The sequence below is a fragment of the Pseudobutyrivibrio sp. genome (assembly GCF_015057185.1).
GTDB lineage: Bacteria > Bacillota > Clostridia > Lachnospirales > Lachnospiraceae > Pseudobutyrivibrio.
In genome coordinates this window covers 17,091-34,836 of the sequence record NZ_SVEV01000010.1, presented here as the reverse complement: position 1 = coordinate 34,836, position 17,746 = coordinate 17,091, and the positions used below count along the sequence as shown (strand labels likewise).

Sequence of the window (17,746 nt, the reverse complement as noted above, 5' to 3'; positions counted from 1 at the left end):
TGCTTGATAAGAATTTACGTATTTGTTGTTATGCTTGTTGCTTTAATGATGCTATGTTGCATCGTATACGTAAGCACAAAGCATAGAATATTGAAAAGTAAGCTGAATATTTCGATTGTACAGGTGCTAATAATTGGTATTGTTACCAGCATTGTATACACCATTGCTATTGGCTCACATGACCCGAAAGTAGCAGAATTGGGATATGTGTTGTATTTCAGTAGCTTGGATTGGTTGTTACTTAGCTTCGTTTTTTATGCTAGACAGTACACAAAGGTTTGGATGGAGTCTTATGCATCTCCGCTTATTACAGTGGCGATTGCAGTTGCAGATACAGTTAGCATATATACTTCAATGATTTGGCATCACGCGTTCACTCTTGAGAAGGAATATCTTTCGGATGATGAATGGTTCTATGATTTTGTAATCAATGATTATTACATAGTCCATCTTGTTTTCTGTTATATTCTAGTTGCTCTAGTTGTGGCAATGTTTTTGAAAAAGGCTATTTCCACTAGCGGATTCCACAGAAATAGGTATCTGGCGGTTCTTGCGGTTTTTGCAGGAATAATAATTCTTAATCTGATTTATGTATTTTTTGGCTTCCCAATTGATGTATCCATTTGCTTCTATGGAGTTGGATCCATTTATTTGGCCTATTACACATTGCTTTATAATCCAAAATCCTTCGTTGAATATATGTTATCAACCATCACAGAGCGAATGGAATGTGCGTTGATATCATTCGATGAAAATGATTGTTGTATTTATTCAAATCAGTTTGCCAACAGAATGTTTTGCCCAAGTGGAGACCGTAGACTTCTGGAGGAAAGATTCAGAAAATGGAAGGAAGGAAAAGAAGCCAATTCCATTTCAAATTCTAGCTGGAACGATGTGTACACACTAAATGGCGACGACTATAGGTTTGATGTTCACTTCAACAAAATATATGACAAAAAGGGCTATTATTGTGGCTGTTACCTATCCTTCTATGATGTCACAGGTGACTATTTGGCATACGAGGAGGAAAAATATAGAAATAGTCATGATCCACTTACTGGAGCATTAAAGCGAGAGGCGTTCTACGAAGAGGTTCGTGATATTCTCGATAACAATCCAGAGCGTGAATATATCCTGGTATGTTGTAATATTAAGGGCTTCAAGCTTATCAATGATATGTTTGGTGTAGATGAGGCTGACGGACTTTTAGTTAAATGTGCAGATGCAATTAGAGAAAAAATAAAGCCGGGTGCTATTTTTGCCAGACTAGAAGCCGATAGATTTGCAATATTGATGCCAAAGATTCGTTATTCTGAAGAATTATTTATGACAGGCATGAACAAGGTTAGCCACTACCTTAATAATTCTCAGTATAGAATGGTTATACTGGTTGGTGTTTATGAGATATTCGATAGAGAAGCATCGATTATTTCTATGATTGATGGAGCTTTCTTGGCTATTGATTCTATTAAGACCAGCTTCAAAAATAGCATTGCATACTATGGCGATATGTTGCGCCATGAATATATGACGGAGCAGAAAATTATCGGTGAGTTTGAAGAAGCCCTTCAGACAGGCCAGTTTGCAATGTTCTTGCAGCCAGTTGTGAATTTGGACGGCAAGGTTGCTTTGGCAGAGGCGTTAGTTAGATGGATTCATCCTGATAGAGGAATTATTGCTCCAGGAGCATTTATTCCATTGCTTGAGAAAACAGGCTATATATACAAGCTTGACCTGTATATTTGGGAGCAGGCAGTTAGGAGACTTGCATATTGGGCCAGTCTTGGCAGGGATGAATTATCAATATCTGTTAATATCTCGGTAAAAGATTTTTACTACATTGATTTGTTTGATGTGCTTACATCCCTTGTTGAGAAATATAATGTGGCTCCATCAAGGCTTAAAATTGAAATAACCGAGTCAGTATTCATGACAGAAAAGGAACGTCAGATAGATATTATCAATTCTCTGAAGGAGTACGGATTCCTTATTGAGATTGATGATTTCGGTAGCGGATATTCTTCACTGAATATGCTAAAAGAGGTTCCAGCAGATATCCTTAAAATGGATATGGCATTCCTTTCAATTGATAGAAATGCCCAGAAGGGCCGAAAGATTATCAACACAATTATCACCTTGGCTAAGGCAATTGGAATGCAGGTAATTATTGAGGGTGTCGAAACCAAGGAGCAGCTTGATTATTTATCAGGCACCGGAGCTGACTATTTACAAGGCTATTATTTTGATAAGCCATTACCGGTTAAAAAATTCGAAGAAATGTACATTTAATATACAGTCCACCCTGTTCTAGGGGTGGACTTGTTTTTGATTATTTTATATAATAGACAGGCTTATAAAAGATTATAAATAATAAAAAGGAGAAAAAAATGGCACAGGAAAAAAAGCTGGTAGAAGCGATTACCTCTATGTCTGAGGATTTCGCACAGTGGTATACCGACGTAGTTGTTAAGGCTGATTTGATTGCATATTCATCAGTAAAAGGATGCATGATTATAAAGCCCGATGGTTATGCTATCTGGGAAAACATCCAGCACGAGTTAGACAGAAGATTCAAAGAAACAGGAGTCCAGAACGTATACATGCCGATGTTCATTCCTGAGAGTCTTCTTCAAGTAGAGAAGGATCATGTTGAGGGCTTTGCACCAGAAGTAGCTTGGGTTACACATGGTGGTCTTAACCCGCTTCAGGAACGTCTTTGCGTTCGTCCTACATCTGAGACTCTTTTCTGTGATTTCTATAAAGATATTATTCACTCTCACAGAGATTTGCCAAAGGTTTACAACCAGTGGTGTTCAGTAGTTCGTTGGGAAAAGGAGACACGTCCATTCCTTCGTTCTAGAGAGTTCTTATGGCAGGAGGGCCATACTGCTCATGCAACAGCTGAGGAGGCAGAGGCTCGTACAATTCAGATGCTTAATCTTTATGCAGACTTCTGTGAAGAAGTTCTTGCTATGCCAGTAGTTCGCGGACAGAAAACAGACAAAGAAAAGTTCGCAGGAGCTGAGGCTACATATACAATCGAGGCACTTATGCACGATGGAAAGGCTTTACAGTCTGGTACTTCACATAACTTTGGACAGAACTTCTCAAAGCCTTTCGGAATTCAGTATACTGACAAGAATAATCAGCTTCAGTATGTACATCAGACATCTTGGGGTATGACTACACGTCTTATTGGTGCTATCATTATGGTACATGGTGATGATTCAGGTCTTGTACTTCCACCACGTATCGCGCCTACACAGGTAGTTGTTATTCCTATTCAGCAGAAGAAAGAAGGAGTTCTTGAAAAGGCAGGCGAGGTTTGCGGACGCCTTGGCAAGACTATGCGTGCAAAGCTTGATGACTCTGACAAGTCACCAGGATGGAAGTTCTCAGAGGCTGAGATGCGTGGTATCCCAGTTCGTGTAGAGCTTGGACCAAAGGATATCGAGGCTGGCAAGTGCGTTCTCGTTCGTCGTGATACACGTGAGAAAATCGAGTGTCCACTTGATCAGGTTGAGACAAAGGTTGCAGAGCTTCTTGAGACAATCCAAAAGGATATGTTTGAAAGAGCAAAGGCTCATAGAGATAGCCATATCTGGGATGCTCACAACTATGCTGAGTTCACAGAAATCGCTAATAACAAGCCAGGCTTTATTCGTGCAATGTGGTGTGGCGATGTTGAGTGTGAGAACAAAATCAAAGAAGATTTAGCTGTTACTTCACGTTGTATGCCATTCAATGATCAGGAGCATATTTCTGACGTATGTGCATGTTGTGGCAAGCCAGCTAAGAAATTAGTATATTGGGGTAAAGCTTATTAATATGAATTTACCAGCAGACGTTCAAAACATAATAAATGTATTAGAATCAAACGGACACGAAGCCTATGCAGTAGGCGGCTGTGTCCGTGACTGCATTCTAGGGAAAGTTCCTCATGATTGGGACATAACCACATCAGCTTTGCCTGAGCAGGTCAAGGCTTTATTTCAGCGCACTTTTGACACTGGAATCGAGCATGGCACAGTTACAGTTTTAATGCAGGGTGTTGGCTATGAGGTCACTACCTATAGGGTGGACGGCAAATATGAGGATGGACGTCATCCAAAGGAAGTTACATTTACCGCATCTCTAGAAGAGGACCTAAAGCGTAGAGATTTCACCATTAATGCCATGGCTTACAATGATTCTAGGGGATTAGTTGATTTGTTTGGTGGCAAAGAGGATTTGGACAACGGCATAATCCGAGCAGTAGGTAACCCGAGGGAGCGTTTCACAGAGGATGCTCTTCGTATGCTTAGAGCCCTTAGATTTTCTGCTCAGTTGGGATTTGAGATAGAAGCAGACACATACCAGGCGATAAAAGATTTGGCTCCAACATTAGAGCGAATCAGCGCTGAACGTATCCAGGTAGAAATGGTTAAACTTGTTACCTCTGATCATCCAGAGCGAATCCGAGACGTATATTTGACAGGACTAACAAATGTATTTTTCCCAGAATTCAATGCTATGATGGAATGTGACCAGATAAACAAGCATCATATGTACACCGTAGGAGAGCATACTATCGTATCTATGGGCTTGGTGCCAAATGACAAGGTAGTTAGACTTTCCATGTTGCTTCATGATATTGCAAAGCCTGTTTGCAAAACAACAGACGAAAATGGTCAAAATCACTTTAAGATGCATCCTGTAAAGGGTGCGGAAATGGCGCGTGCGGTACTTAGAAGGCTCAAATTTGATAATGATACAACTGACAGGGTCGCAAACCTTGTGAAAAATCATGACGACAGACCAGAAATAAATGAGAGAAATGTCCGCAGAATGATAATTAGAGTTGGCAAGGACAATTTTGATGATTTGATTTCCGTAAAGAAGGCTGATACCTTGGCTCAGAGCATGTATCACAGAGAAGAAAAGCTTGCTTATATCGACGAGCTTGAAAAGGCATACAAAGCCATAATAGAGGCTGGGGATTGCCTTAGAATTAAAGATTTAAAGATAAATGGCAAGGATTTGATTGATATGGGACTCCCACAGGGGCAGCAGATAGGACAGGTACTTGGGACACTATTTGAAGAAGTAATCGACAATCCTAGCTTAAATGATCGAGAATATTTATTAAAACGTGCAAAAGAAATAATTGCACAATAGGCATATTTTGGGGAGATATGGTAAAATAATGTTATGAAGGGGATTTTTACAAACAAAAGGGCGAATTTTATATTTCTATTAACTATTGTAGTTACAGTATTGTTGGGCTGTGGCGCTGTGCAAAATAACGCTGCAGTCACGAATCATACTGGCAGTGCGCTGAAAACCAGTGAAGAAGTTGAAACAGAAGAAACTGGGGAAGAGCCTGCAAATCAAGAATTATACATAGTCGAAGATCTTAATATGGCCGATGAGACCATATCTCTATACTCTATTTCAGAGGCAAAGCAATACCGTTACAACTATACAATGACAACTAAATTTTTGGATAAATATGGAAAGGCCAGCATGTGGGCCGAATTTACCATAGGCTCTGTGGTTACCATAGATGGATTTTTGCCATCCTCAGGTGCACTTATGCAGGTTCAAAAGTCCGATGATGTGTGGGTTTATGAGGATCTGTCCAAGTATACCATCGATACAGAGAAAAATTTAATAAAAATTAATGGAAGCAATTACAAAATTACAGGCTCCACAAAGGCTTATTCAGATACAGAAAAAATTCTTGTAGATAGCATTGGCTCAGACGATATTCTTACGGTTGTTGGTCAAGATAAAGATATAATATCTATCGCTGTTACAACAGGCCATGGCTTTATACATTTGACAAATACTGAGCTTTTTGATGACAGTATGATATTTATAGGCAATAAAATTGTTTCCATGGTAAATGGGGAAGAGGTTATTGAGGTTCCAGAGGGAACTTACAAAATTACTGTAGCCAACAATGGCTGGGGTGGAAGTGGCGATTACACTGTAGTTCGCAATGAAACCACGGAGATAAATCTAGATGATTTAAAGGGCGATGGTCCATCCTATTGTTTGATTACATTTTTAGTAACAGCTCCTGATACTTATGTGTATATAGATGGCGAGCAAATAGATGTAACAGAACCACAATATGTTCAGTATGGAAATCATAGTTTACGAGTAGATTGTGCTGGATACAATTCATGGAATAAAACCTTGGTGGTTAATTCTGCAGAAGCTACAATCACCTTAGCGCTAGAATCTGAAAGTGGAGAAACGGCCAGTGAACCATGGACCGAAGAACCAGAGGAGGAAGAGGCTGAAGAAGAGTCAGAATCTGAATCAGAAGAGCCTTCAAACAACGAAGATTACGACTACGAGGTGGATTATCTGACAACTATCGCAGACCTTCTGGGAACCTTAAATGACTAAACTTGTGAATTATATGTGAACTTCCCGAAAAATCAAGGCTTTGTAAATAGTAATAATGTTAAAAAAATGTGTAAAAAATTTGTAATAATCCATAAAAACCTTATAAAATCGGGACTTTTTGAGGTTTTGTTGTTGACATGGGTATTTAAAACAATTATAAAGGATATTGTAGTTACTAAGGGGCGGAAACCCTAACTATAAATCAAAATTCTCGAGGAGGAATAGGTAATGAACAAGACAGAATTAGTAGCAGCTATCGCTAGCAAGGCTAACATTTCTAAGAAGGACGCAGAAGCATCTGTAAAGGCTTTTACAGAGGTTGTTGCTGAAGAGCTTAAGAAGGGGGAGAAGATTCAGCTCGTTGGCTTCGGTACATTCGAAGTTTCTGAGAGAGCAGCTCGTACAGGTAGAAATCCACAGACAGGCGCTGAGATGAAGATTCCTGCATCTAAGGCTCCTAAGTTTAAGGCTGGTAAGGCACTTAAGGATTCTATCAACTAATAGATTTAGAATCTTCGGGGTTCGGCAATGCCGAACCCCTTACTTTTTTGTGAGGACTGCGTTGGTTGTGGTAACAATTATATATTACTAATTTGGACATCGCTTTCGCTATACTCGCCCAAATTAGTAATATATAATTGTTCTCAACCAACTTAGGTTGAGAAAGCGTTAGACTCCAATGTTACATAAAACATTTAAGTATCGCTTTCGCTATACTCACTTAAATATCTTATGTAACATTGTCGTCTTCCAACATACAATTACAAAAAGTAAGGGTTATGGCATACGGATGCAGAGATTCTAAAAATGTAGTTGATAGAGCACATTTAGGGAATGGGATAGATATGAGATTAGATAAATATTTAAAAGTAAGTAGATTGATAAAGCGCAGAACTGTAGCAAATGAGGCATGCGACAGTGGGCGTGTACAAATTAATGGAAAAATTGCGAAAGCTTCCACCGATGTTAAAGTTGGTGATATAATAGAAATAGCATTTGGAAACAAAAATGTGAAGGTTGAGGTCCTTGATATTCAAGATACTACAAAAAAGGATGCAGCCGCAGATTTGTTTAAGTATCTGTAATTTCTAAAGTGTTCTGAGGATGTATATGGCAGGAAGAAATAGGCGAAAAGTACACAGAAGAAAGAAAACCTCTACAGGTAGAATATATGTAGCATTGATTATGCTTTTTATGATTGGAGTTATGGCAGTACAGGTATATCGTCTCTATGACAAAAATCAAGAACTGAAAAAGCAGGAAGCTAATCTACAGGATGAATTAGATGCCGCAAATGAAAAGAGCGAGCAAATCAAAGAACAAGAAGAGTACGTCGGCACAGACGAATATATAGAAAACGAGGCTTCTCAGAAGCTTGGGTTGACACATGACAATTGGATCATTTTTAGACAAGAAGATTAGAGAATACATTGGCAAATATAATATGATTGACAAAGGCGACGGAGTCGTGCTGGGCTTATCAGGGGGTCCAGACTCTGTATGCCTTTTTTTTGTACTGCTTGCCCTAAAGGAAGAGCTTGATTTATCTATAAGAGCACTTCATGTGAACCATTGCATCAGAGGTGAGGAAGCTGACAGAGACCAGCAATATGTTAGGGATTTGTGCAGTCAGCATGGAATTGAGCTAAAGGAATATGTAGTTGATATTCCTGCCTTAGTTCAGCAATCTGGCCGTTCTACAGAGGAAGAGGCAAGAATCGTGCGGTACGATCTGTTTAACAAGGAGGCAGAGGCATTAGCCAGCGAAATTGGAAGACCTGTTAAAATTGCAGTGGCTCACAATGCTGATGACAATGCAGAGACAGTACTATTTCACATGGCTAGAGGTGCTGGCCTAGATGGTATGTGCGGCATAGCCCCAGTCCGGGATAATATCATTAGACCACTACTTGGCACCACAAAGTCTGATATTGTTCAGCTTTTAAAGGATAATGGAATCAAATATTGTATTGATTCCACCAATCTAGAGACAGATTACAGTCGAAATAAAATCAGACATAATATTTTGCCTGAATTCACTGAAATCAATGAAAAGGCCCTTGAGCATATTTCTGATATGACCAGAAGACTTTCAGAAGTGGCAGATTATATTTCCCTTGAGGCAAATGGACTACTTCAGATTGCAGACGCTGGAGAAGGAAAACTTAGAAAAAGAGCAATAGCAACTGCTCCAGCAGTTATAGCTACTCAAGCCTTGAAAATGTATTTAAGCAATTACATGCCAGAGAAGAAGGATGTTTCTGCGGTACATGTAGATGCTATTATGTCCTTATTAAATGAGGATGGAGAAAAACAAGTACAGCTTCCTTACAAGAAAACTTTGATCATTTCTTATGAGGAAATGTATGTGGTTGATGATGAAAAAACAGGTCCAACAGGCGAGTTTAAGTACCGAGAATTTGCCTACGAAGAAGGGATGAATTACCCTACGGATACCTATACTAAATGGTTTGATTGTGATAGAATAGGGGCTAATATTGTAATAAGAACTAGGGCTGAGGGAGATTATCTGACCATAGATTCGGCCGGAAATCACAAATCGATTCAGGATTATTTTGTTGATCAAAAAATACCTAGACATCTTAGAGAGTCGGTGCCACTGGTGTGCGATGGCAGCCATGTTATGTGGGTAGTTGGATATAGGATTAGTGATTATTACAAAATTTCTAAAAATACTAAAAAAGTATTAGAGATAAGTTACACGGAGGAATAAGGAAATGAGTGAGAACATTCGCGTTCTGTTACCAGAAGAAGAGCTTGCAGCAAGAATTGCAGAATTAGGAGAACAAATCAGCAAGGATTATCAGGGAGAAACAGTATTTTTGGTTTGCATCTTAAAGGGAGCATCATTCTTCGCATGTGAGCTTGCAAAGAGAATCACAGTACCAGTTATTATCGATTTTATGGCTACATCTAGCTACGACGGCGGTACAGTATCTTCTGGTGTTGTTAAAATCAAAAAAGATTTGGATTTAGACCCAACAGGACAGAACGTAATAATAGTAGAAGACATCATTGATAGCGGTAATACTCTCAATTTCTTAGGACAGTTATTTAAAGATAGGGGAGCAAAGTCAGTTCGCATGGTTACAATGCTTGACAAGCCAGACCGTCGCGAGGTTGACGTACATGTAGACTATACAGGATTTACAATTCCAGACCAGTTCGTAGTTGGTTATGGATTGGATTACGACCAGAAATATCGTAACCTTCCATATATTGGAGTTGTAGAACTAGACTAGGAGGGGACAATTGAAGAAACGTAGAACTTCGGGAATGGCAATATACGCCTTGTTTGTGGCAGTAGTTCTATTTATTTTATACACAAGCATGGGGAAGACCACAACCAACTATACAATGGCTGAGTTTAAGAAAGCATTGGCTGACGAGGATATTGCAGCTATAAGCATTTCTCAAAACGAGGCTGTTCCTACAGGTGTTGTGACAGTAAAACTCAAGGATAGCTCATCAGCTACATTATATGTTTCTGATGTTAATGATATTCAGCAAATGATTGATGATGCGGGAATGACATATACTCTCAGCGACATTCCACATGACAGTTGGATATCTGAGCTTTTACCAATGCTCATAGTGTTGGGCGCAGTATTCATCCTATTTATGATTATGATGAATGCCCAAGGAGCAGGCGGCGGTGGCGGTACAAATGCTAAAATGATGAATTTTGGTAAGAGCCGTGCCAAAATGACTAACAAAGAAGACATAAAGACTACATTTAACGATGTAGCAGGTCTCAAAGAAGAAAAAGAAGAAGTTGAGGAGCTTGTTGATTTCCTCAAAGACCCAAAGAAATATACCAATCTCGGTGCTCGTATTCCAAAGGGTGTTATTCTTGTGGGCCCTCCTGGAACAGGTAAGACATTACTTGCAAAGGCTATCGCTGGCGAGGCCGGCGTTCCATTTTTCTCGATTTCAGGTTCTGACTTCGTAGAAATGTTTGTTGGTGTAGGTGCTTCTCGTGTTCGTGATTTATTTGAAGAAGCAAAGCAAAATGCACCTTGTATTGTATTTATTGATGAAATTGATGCGGTTGCTAGACGCCGTGGTACAGGTATGGGCGGCGGCCATGATGAAAGAGAGCAGACACTTAATCAGCTCCTTGTAGAGATGGATGGCTTTGGTGTCAACGAAGGCATCATAGTTATGGCAGCAACAAACCGTGTTGATATTCTTGATCAGGCTATTATGCGTCCAGGTCGTTTTGACAGAAAGGTATACGTTGGCAGACCTGATGTTAAGGGACGAGAGGAAATCCTCAAAGTTCATGCAGGAAATAAAGCTCTCGGCGATGATGTTGATTTACATCAGATCGCCCAGACAACAGTTGGCTTTACAGGAGCTGACCTTGAGAACCTATTAAATGAAGCAGCAATTCTTGCAGCAGGCGAAAATAGAGGTTTCATTACCCACGAAGACATAAAGCATTCATTTGTTAAGGTCGGAATCGGTAAAGAAAAGAAGAGCCGTGTTGTATCTGATAAAGAAAAGAAAATTACAGCTTACCACGAGGCTGGACATGCAATTCTTTTCCATGTTCTTCCAGATGTTGGTCCTGTATATTCTGTTTCAATAATACCTACTGGAGCTTCTGCAGCAGGCTACACAATGCCTATCAACGAGAAAGATGATATGTTTAACACCAAGGGCAAAATGACCCAGGATATCATAGTTTCTCTTGGTGGTAGAGTTGCAGAGGAGCTTGTGTTTGATGATGTTACCACAGGAGCATCTAACGATATCAAACAGGCTACACAAATGGCTCGTAACATGGTTACAAAGTATGGTTTCTCAAAGAATGTGGGTATGATTCACTATGGTGATGATGACGAAGAGGTATTCATTGGTAGAGATTTAGCCCACACAAAGAGTTTTTCAGAAGCTACAGCAAAGCTTATTGATGATGAGGTCAAATGTATTATTGATTCTTGTTATGAAAAAGCAGTTCAAATAATAAAAGAGAACGAGCAAGTTTTGCATAAATGTGCTAATCTATTATTAGAGAATGAAAAGATAGGCAGAGATGAATTTGAAAGCCTATTCGAAGCAAATTAGGCGCTGTAGAGGGGAAAACGGGGGAGCTTAGTGCAATATGCACAAAAGATAGTTACGATGTTTGTTATATTTGTGCACACTTAAGTGTTGCACGGCCATATAATAAACATCGTAAAAACCCCCCAATACATTATATAATTTTTACTAACCCCATAGTAAAAATACCTTCTCCTAAAAAGACAGCGATCGTTGCTGTCTTTTTTACTATATAAAAATATAAGGGGAGAGTTTATGAATATCCAAGCGATTTATTCTGACGGAACAGCTGAATACCGCAGCCCAATGGAGCCTGATGAAAATGATTTAGTAACCATAAGGTTACGCGCTTATCATCAGGAGGATATCGATGTCTTTTTGGTATCCAAAGGGAAAGAAAACATCAAAATGAAGTTGGAACGAACAAGGGGAGAGTTTGACTTCTATTCATGCGATGTGCAGCTAGGTACAGAAGAATTCAGATATCATTTTGAAATAGTGGGGGACTATGGTCTTTATTACTACGATAGAGTAGGTCTATGGAGAGATTACCGCGAGCATTATGAGTTTTCAATTACTCCGGGGTTTTCGACTCCTTCTTGGGCAAAGGGTGCAGTTATGTACCAAATTCTCGTTGACAGGTTCTATAATGGAGATCCAACCAATGACGTTGAAACAAATGAATATCACTATGTTGGTGCGCCTGTTCAAAAGGTTACCAATTGGGATGCTTTGCCAGCAAATCTAGATATAGGTAGATTTTATGGTGGTGATTTGGAAGGCGTTAAGCAGAAGCTACATTACCTTAAGAGCCTTGGCGTTGAGGTAATCTATTTTAATCCGTTATTTGTATCACCTTCAAATCATAAATATGACACTGCGGATTATGATTACATAGATCCACACCTTACTGTTATCAAAAAAGATGGTGGCGAGTGCCTAAAAAATAATGACACAGATAATTCTCATGCAACCAAGTACAAACTGAGGGTTACAAATAAAGAAAACCTTGATGCTAGTAATCAGTTCTTTGCGGATTTTGTGCATGAAGCTCATGAAAAGGGAATAAGAGTTATCATTGATGGTGTATTTAACCACTGTGGCTCTTTTAATAAATGGCTAAATAGAGAAAAAATTTATTCTAAAGAAGAAGGCTATAAGCCAGGAGCCTATGAGACTAAAGATAGCCCATATAACAGCTTCTTTAAATTCTATGAGGATATTTGGCCAGATAATTATTCATATGATGGATGGTGGAGCCATGACACCTTGCCAAAGCTTAATTATGAGGAATCACCAGAGCTATATGAATATATTATGGGAATAGGCAAAAAATGGGTTAGCCCACCTTATAACTGTGATGGCTGGAGACTTGATGTTGCAGCTGATTTAGGCCATTCAGAGGAATTTAATCACAAGTTCTGGCGTGATTTCAGAAATGCTGTTAAAAGCGCAAATCCTAATGCAATCATTCTAGCTGAGCACTATGGCAATCCATCAGCTTGGCTGGCTGGTGACCAGTGGGATACTGTTATGAATTATGACGCCTTTATGGAGCCACTTACATACTATCTAACAGGTATGGAAAAGCATTCAGATGAGTTTCAACCATCTGCTATTGGAGATGGTGATCGTTTTAAGAATACTATGCTTCATTTCATGTCAAGGCTTAAGACACCATCTCTGTATTGCGCTATGAACCAGCTGTCAAATCATGACCATTCAAGATTTTTAACAAGAACTAATCATACAGTAGGTAGAATAGCTACAAAGGGCGCTAAGGCTGCAGAGGAAGGCGTGAGCATCCCTACAATGAAGCTGGCAGAAATGATACAGTTTACTTGGCCAGGAGCACCTACATTGTATTATGGAGACGAGGCAGGTGTTTGTGGCTTCACTGACCCAGACAGCCGTAGAACATATCCTTGGGGTAATTGTAATTATGATTTGATTGATTACACAAGAGATATGATTATGGTCCACAAATTAAGCAGGGCCATTAAAGAAGGCTCTTTTAGATTTTTGAATTGTGGACAAGGCTTTATAAGCTATGCGAGATTTACTGCCAATGAGCAGATTATTGTAATTATCAATTCAAATAACACATCTATTGATGTGGATGTGCCTGTTTGGATTGCTGGGGTTCCTTTAAATGGAAGACTTGAGAGATTAATTCTTAGCAATGAGGTTGGATATTCCATTATGCCTACCGATATAAAAGTTGAGGGAGGTAATTTGCATACCAGCCTCACACCTAATACTGGCATAGTGTACAAAAGTATCTAAAAGAATTTTGTTTTACAAGGCCGAAGAACATAAAGTATAATAAACTCGTGTAATAGTATTGCTATGCAATACATGTTTAGTACTACGGGAGAGTTATTATGGCAAAGGATCTCACATGTCAAGAAACAATCGACATGCAGACACTTGAGGACCGACATAAAGAGTTAGAAAAAGCATGGAACGATTTATTAAAAGAAAAAAGGGAATTCGAAGCGAGAATTCATACTTTAGAACAGCAGGAAAAGCAATTTGAGTTAAAATGGGATTTATTAATCCAAGAAACTCAGAAGCTTGCTGATGACAAGAAGCAGTTTGAGCTTAAGAAGAAATTCTATGCACAGGTTCACGCTAATCTTGTTGAGGAGCCTATTTATGAGAGTGACAATATTGTTCATGGGGAAATGTTTTTCTCTGGCGTCTCTAATAAAAAGGACCTCAAAAAGCGCTATAAAGATTTGATTAAGATTTATCATCCAGATGGACAGGCAGGAGATACTGCAACAGTTGCTGAGATTAATCGAGAATACGAAGACCTTAAAACCCAATTATCCTAGTCTTTAAATACCGACTTCATTTCATCCGGTAATTCTGCAGTAAAACTCATAGCTTCACCTGTAATAGGGTGTGCAAAGCTTATTTTGTGAGAATGGAGAGCTTGTCTGCTCATATATTCCATATCTGGATTATACAAATGGTCTCCGATTAGCGGATGGCCTATATGTTTAAAATGAACACGAATTTGATGGGTACGACCGGTTTCTAGATGAATAGAAACGAGGCTGTGCCCATTTTTTTCTTCTATAACTTGATAATGGGTCACTGCACGTTCCCCATTTTCGAAATCTACACATCTGGTAATTATGGAATCATCAACGCGTCCTATAGGAGCGTCGATAGTTCCAGTTGGTGGTTCAATATGCCCGCGGACAATTGCATAGTATTCTCTGTGGAACTGTCTGTTTTTAACCATGGTAGAAAGAATATTACCGCTAACTAAATGCTTGGCAATAACCGTTAATCCTGAGGTGTTTTTATCTAGTCTATTGGCACATCTAAAAATAAAGGGCTTATTCTGAGCTTCATAGTAATAAGCAAGCCCGTTAGCTAGTGAATCCTCGTAATGATTCAAGCTAGGGTGAATAGGAAGACCGGCAGGCTTGTTTACAACTACAATATCCTCGTCTTCATAAACAATATCTAAATCCATTTTTATGGCAGGTATTTTCTCTGAGGATTCCTCTTCTGAAATATTAACTATCAATTCCTCGCCAGCAGTCAATTTATAATTCATGTGAACCCACTCATTACCAATAACTACATTGTTTTTCATTTTCTTAATAGCCGTAATATTGGCAGAAGAGTAGCCCTGCTTTTTTAGGTATTTATCTATTGTATATCCATCATATTCTTTTGAAATAGTATATTTTAAAACTCTATCCATAAACATCATTAAACAGCAAAAGGACTAGGCAGTCAATTACCTAGTCCTTTGCTAAAAGGAGAATTTATATTTGAAGAAATAAAGAAAAAACTAATTCATTGTAGCAACTACGTTTACTTCCTTTTTGCTTCTGTCAAACGGTATAACATTTCCTTGAATTTCAACGCCATCAACAGTTAAGCTAGCTACGCCCTTTTGAACCTTATTAGGGTTCTTGATTTCAATATGGTAAGTAACTCCACGATATACACGTGTGATATTGAAATCGCCGAAGTCTGTAGGTGTACAAGGGTTTACAGAAAGGCCTTCAAGTGTAGGATAAATACCAAGTATATATTGGGAAATATTGGTAAATGTCCATGCAGCAGTTCCTGTTAACCAGCTGTTTTTAGCCTCACCATGGAATTTGGCATCTGCGCCAGCAACCATCTGTGAGTAAACGTAAGGTTCTGTTCTATGTATTTCAGAAATATCTTCAATGTAAGAAGGACAAGTCTTCTTGTAAACTTCAAAGGCTCTGTCACCTCTACCGATGCATGTTTCTGCAATAGAAATCCATGGATTGTTGTGGCAGAAAATTCCAGCATTCTCTTTGTATCCTGGTGGATATGAAGTAATTTCACCAAGCTCTAAGTGGTATCTTGTATAAGCTGGCTGGAGAATCATTACACCATACTTTGTATCAAGCTTAGCCTTTACAGAATCGAGGGCTTTTTTAGCGTTTCCATTGTCAATGCCAACACCGGCCATTACGCACATACCCTGTGGTTCGATGTAAATTTGTCCTTCCTCGCATTCCTTAGAACCAACCTTGTGGCTGTAAGCGTCATATGCGCGGACAAACCATTCTCCATCCCAACCATCCTTTTCGATGGCGGTAATCATCTTGTCTACCTCACCAAGAACTCTTGTTTCCTCAGCAGTGTCGCCCATAAGCTTGCAAAGAGCTGCATACTCGCGACCGTATTTGACAAACATACCAGCAATAAATACAGACTCAGCAACAGGACCTTCGCTAGGGCCGAAGCACTGGAAGCTTTCGCCTGGATGCTCTGAGAAGCAGTTAAGGTTCAAACAATCATTCCAATCGGCACGTCCGATAAGTGGAAGGTCATGTGGACCCTTGTGATTTACAATATAATCAAATGATCTCTTCAAGTGCTCCATAAGAGTAGTTGCAACTGACATATCATTGTCATATGGAACCATTTCTTTAAGAATTGAAGTATCACCAGTTTCACGAATATAAGCACTAGTTCCAGCGATTAGCCAAAGTGGATCATCATTAAAGCCTGAACCTATATCAGAATTTCCCTTCTTTGTAAGAGGCTGATATTGATGATAAGCAGAACCGTCTTGGAACTGTGTAGAAGCAATATCAATTATTCTCTCGCGAGCTCTATCTGGAATGAGATGAACGAAGCCAAGTAAATCTTGACAAGAATCTCTGAATCCCATACCACGACCAATGCCTGTCTCGTAGTAAGAAGCTGAACGAGACATGTTAAATGTAACCATACACTGATACTGGTTCCAAATATTAACCATACGGTTAACGTGCTCATCAGAAGATTCAATATGGAAACGACTAAGAAGTCCATTCCAGTAATTGCAAAGCTCGTTAAAGGCTTTGTCAAAATCTTCTGTTGTTTGATATTTTGAAAGAAGCTCATGAGCCTTTTTCTTGTTTATAACACCTGGTTTTTCCCATTTGTCATCCTCAGCATTTTCAATATAACCAAGGGCAAATACAAATGTTTTGCTATCACCAGGCTCTAAAGAAACATTAATCTGATGTGAAGCGATTGGATACCATCCAGAAGCAATTGTGTTATGAAGCTTTCCTTCAATAACAGCAGCTGGCTTATCTGGACCATTGTATGCACCGCGGAATTCATCACGACTTGTTTCGAAACCATCAATTTTTGTATTTACAGAATAAACAGCATAGTGATTTCTACGCTCTCTATATTCTGTCTTATGGTAAATAGTAGAATCTACAACTTCAACTTCACCTATTGAGAGGTTACGCTGATAGTTTTTCATATCATCATCAGCATTCCACAAACACCACTCTACATAAGAGAATAATTGAATATCCTTTTTGCTTGTTCCCTTATTTGTAAGAGTTACTTTTGTAAGCTCTACTGGATTATCAATTGGAACGAAGGTAATCAGTGAAGCTTCAATATCGTTCTTTGCACCTGTAAATTTGGAATAGCCAATACCATGACGGCATTCATAAGAATCTAATTCGGTTTTAGTTGGCTGCCAGCCAGGGTTCCAAATGCAATCACCATCTTTAATGTAGAAATACTTACCATTTGTATCAGGAGTAGTATCGTTGTAGCGATATCTGGTCATTCGAAGAAGCTTTGCATCTTTATAGAATGTATAGCCGCCACAGGTGTTAGATATTAAAGTGAAAAAATCATTGCAGCCTAGATAATTGATCCAAGGCAATGGAGTTTTTGGAGTGGTGATAACATATTCTTTATTATTATCATCAAAAAAACCGTATCTCATAAGTTCCTCCCTAAAAGGTGTTTT

General features: G+C 39.0%; 14 protein-coding genes. 12 read left to right on the top strand and 2 right to left on the bottom strand.

Annotated elements, in window-relative coordinates; genetic code table 11:
- Window positions 1–3: 3 nt before the first annotated feature.
- The 12 genes from E7276_RS05465 to E7276_RS05410 all read left to right on the top strand — a co-directional run bounded on the left by E7276_RS05465 (window position 4) and on the right by E7276_RS05410 (window position 14,309).
- Window positions 4–2,289, top strand: coding sequence for a GGDEF domain-containing protein (locus tag E7276_RS05465; protein ID WP_294214727.1), 2,286 nt, complete (start codon window positions 4–6; stop codon window positions 2,287–2,289).
- 98 nt (window positions 2,290–2,387) lie between these two features.
- Entirely contained in the window at window positions 2,388–3,827 is a 1,440-nt protein-coding gene (gene proS, locus E7276_RS05460) for a proline--tRNA ligase (protein WP_294214723.1), read from the top strand.
- Entirely contained in the window at window positions 3,823–5,157 is a 1,335-nt protein-coding gene (locus tag E7276_RS05455) for a CCA tRNA nucleotidyltransferase (protein ID WP_294214844.1), read from the top strand. The genes proS and E7276_RS05455 overlap by 5 nt, the downstream gene beginning before the upstream one ends.
- Window positions 5,158–5,274: 117 nt before the next feature.
- Window positions 5,275–6,399 (top strand): hypothetical protein, encoded by a 1,125-nt coding sequence (locus tag E7276_RS05450; protein ID WP_294214721.1) that lies wholly within the window; start codon window positions 5,275–5,277, stop codon window positions 6,397–6,399.
- A 228-nt stretch (window positions 6,400–6,627) separates the two neighbouring features.
- Window positions 6,628–6,900, top strand: coding sequence for an HU family DNA-binding protein (locus tag E7276_RS05445; protein ID WP_028234604.1), 273 nt, complete (start codon window positions 6,628–6,630; stop codon window positions 6,898–6,900).
- A 344-nt stretch (window positions 6,901–7,244) separates the two neighbouring features.
- On the top strand, window positions 7,245–7,484 hold the full coding sequence (locus E7276_RS05440) for an RNA-binding S4 domain-containing protein (RefSeq protein WP_015548569.1): 240 nt from the start codon (window positions 7,245–7,247) through the stop codon (window positions 7,482–7,484).
- Window positions 7,485–7,509: 25 nt separating this feature from the next.
- A complete protein-coding gene (locus E7276_RS05435; RefSeq protein WP_294214717.1) occupies window positions 7,510–7,821 on the top strand; it encodes a septum formation initiator family protein in 312 nt (103 codons plus the stop codon).
- Window positions 7,787–9,133: a tRNA lysidine(34) synthetase TilS gene (tilS, locus tag E7276_RS05430; protein WP_294214714.1), complete on the top strand. Its 1,347-nt coding sequence runs from the start codon at window positions 7,787–7,789 to the stop codon at window positions 9,131–9,133. Before E7276_RS05435 ends, tilS begins: the two co-directional genes overlap by 35 nt.
- 4 nt (window positions 9,134–9,137) lie before the next feature.
- Window positions 9,138–9,662 (top strand): hypoxanthine phosphoribosyltransferase, encoded by a 525-nt coding sequence (gene hpt / locus E7276_RS05425; RefSeq protein ID WP_294214713.1) that lies wholly within the window; start codon window positions 9,138–9,140, stop codon window positions 9,660–9,662.
- 34 nt (window positions 9,663–9,696) lie between these two features.
- Complete coding sequence (gene ftsH, locus E7276_RS05420) at window positions 9,697–11,493, top strand: ATP-dependent zinc metalloprotease FtsH (protein ID WP_294214840.1); 1,797 nt, start codon at window positions 9,697–9,699, stop codon at window positions 11,491–11,493.
- 231 nt (window positions 11,494–11,724) lie between these two features.
- Window positions 11,725–13,755 (top strand): glycoside hydrolase family 13 protein, encoded by a 2,031-nt coding sequence (locus E7276_RS05415; RefSeq protein WP_294214710.1) that lies wholly within the window; start codon window positions 11,725–11,727, stop codon window positions 13,753–13,755.
- Between the two features lie 98 nt (window positions 13,756–13,853).
- On the top strand, window positions 13,854–14,309 hold the full coding sequence (locus tag E7276_RS05410) for a molecular chaperone DnaJ (protein ID WP_294214709.1): 456 nt from the start codon (window positions 13,854–13,856) through the stop codon (window positions 14,307–14,309).
- On the opposite strand, the gene E7276_RS05405 is transcribed toward E7276_RS05410, so the two are convergent.
- Window positions 14,306–15,196 carry an RluA family pseudouridine synthase gene (locus E7276_RS05405; RefSeq protein WP_294214705.1) on the bottom strand — a complete coding sequence of 297 codons (891 nt, stop codon included), beginning with the start codon at window positions 15,194–15,196 and terminating at the stop codon, window positions 14,306–14,308. The genes E7276_RS05410 and E7276_RS05405 overlap by 4 nt on opposite strands.
- 90 nt (window positions 15,197–15,286) lie before the next feature.
- Window positions 15,287–17,722: a GH36-type glycosyl hydrolase domain-containing protein gene (locus tag E7276_RS05400; RefSeq protein WP_294214702.1), complete on the bottom strand. Its 2,436-nt coding sequence runs from the start codon at window positions 17,720–17,722 to the stop codon at window positions 15,287–15,289.
- Window positions 17,723–17,746: the final 24 nt, after the last annotated feature.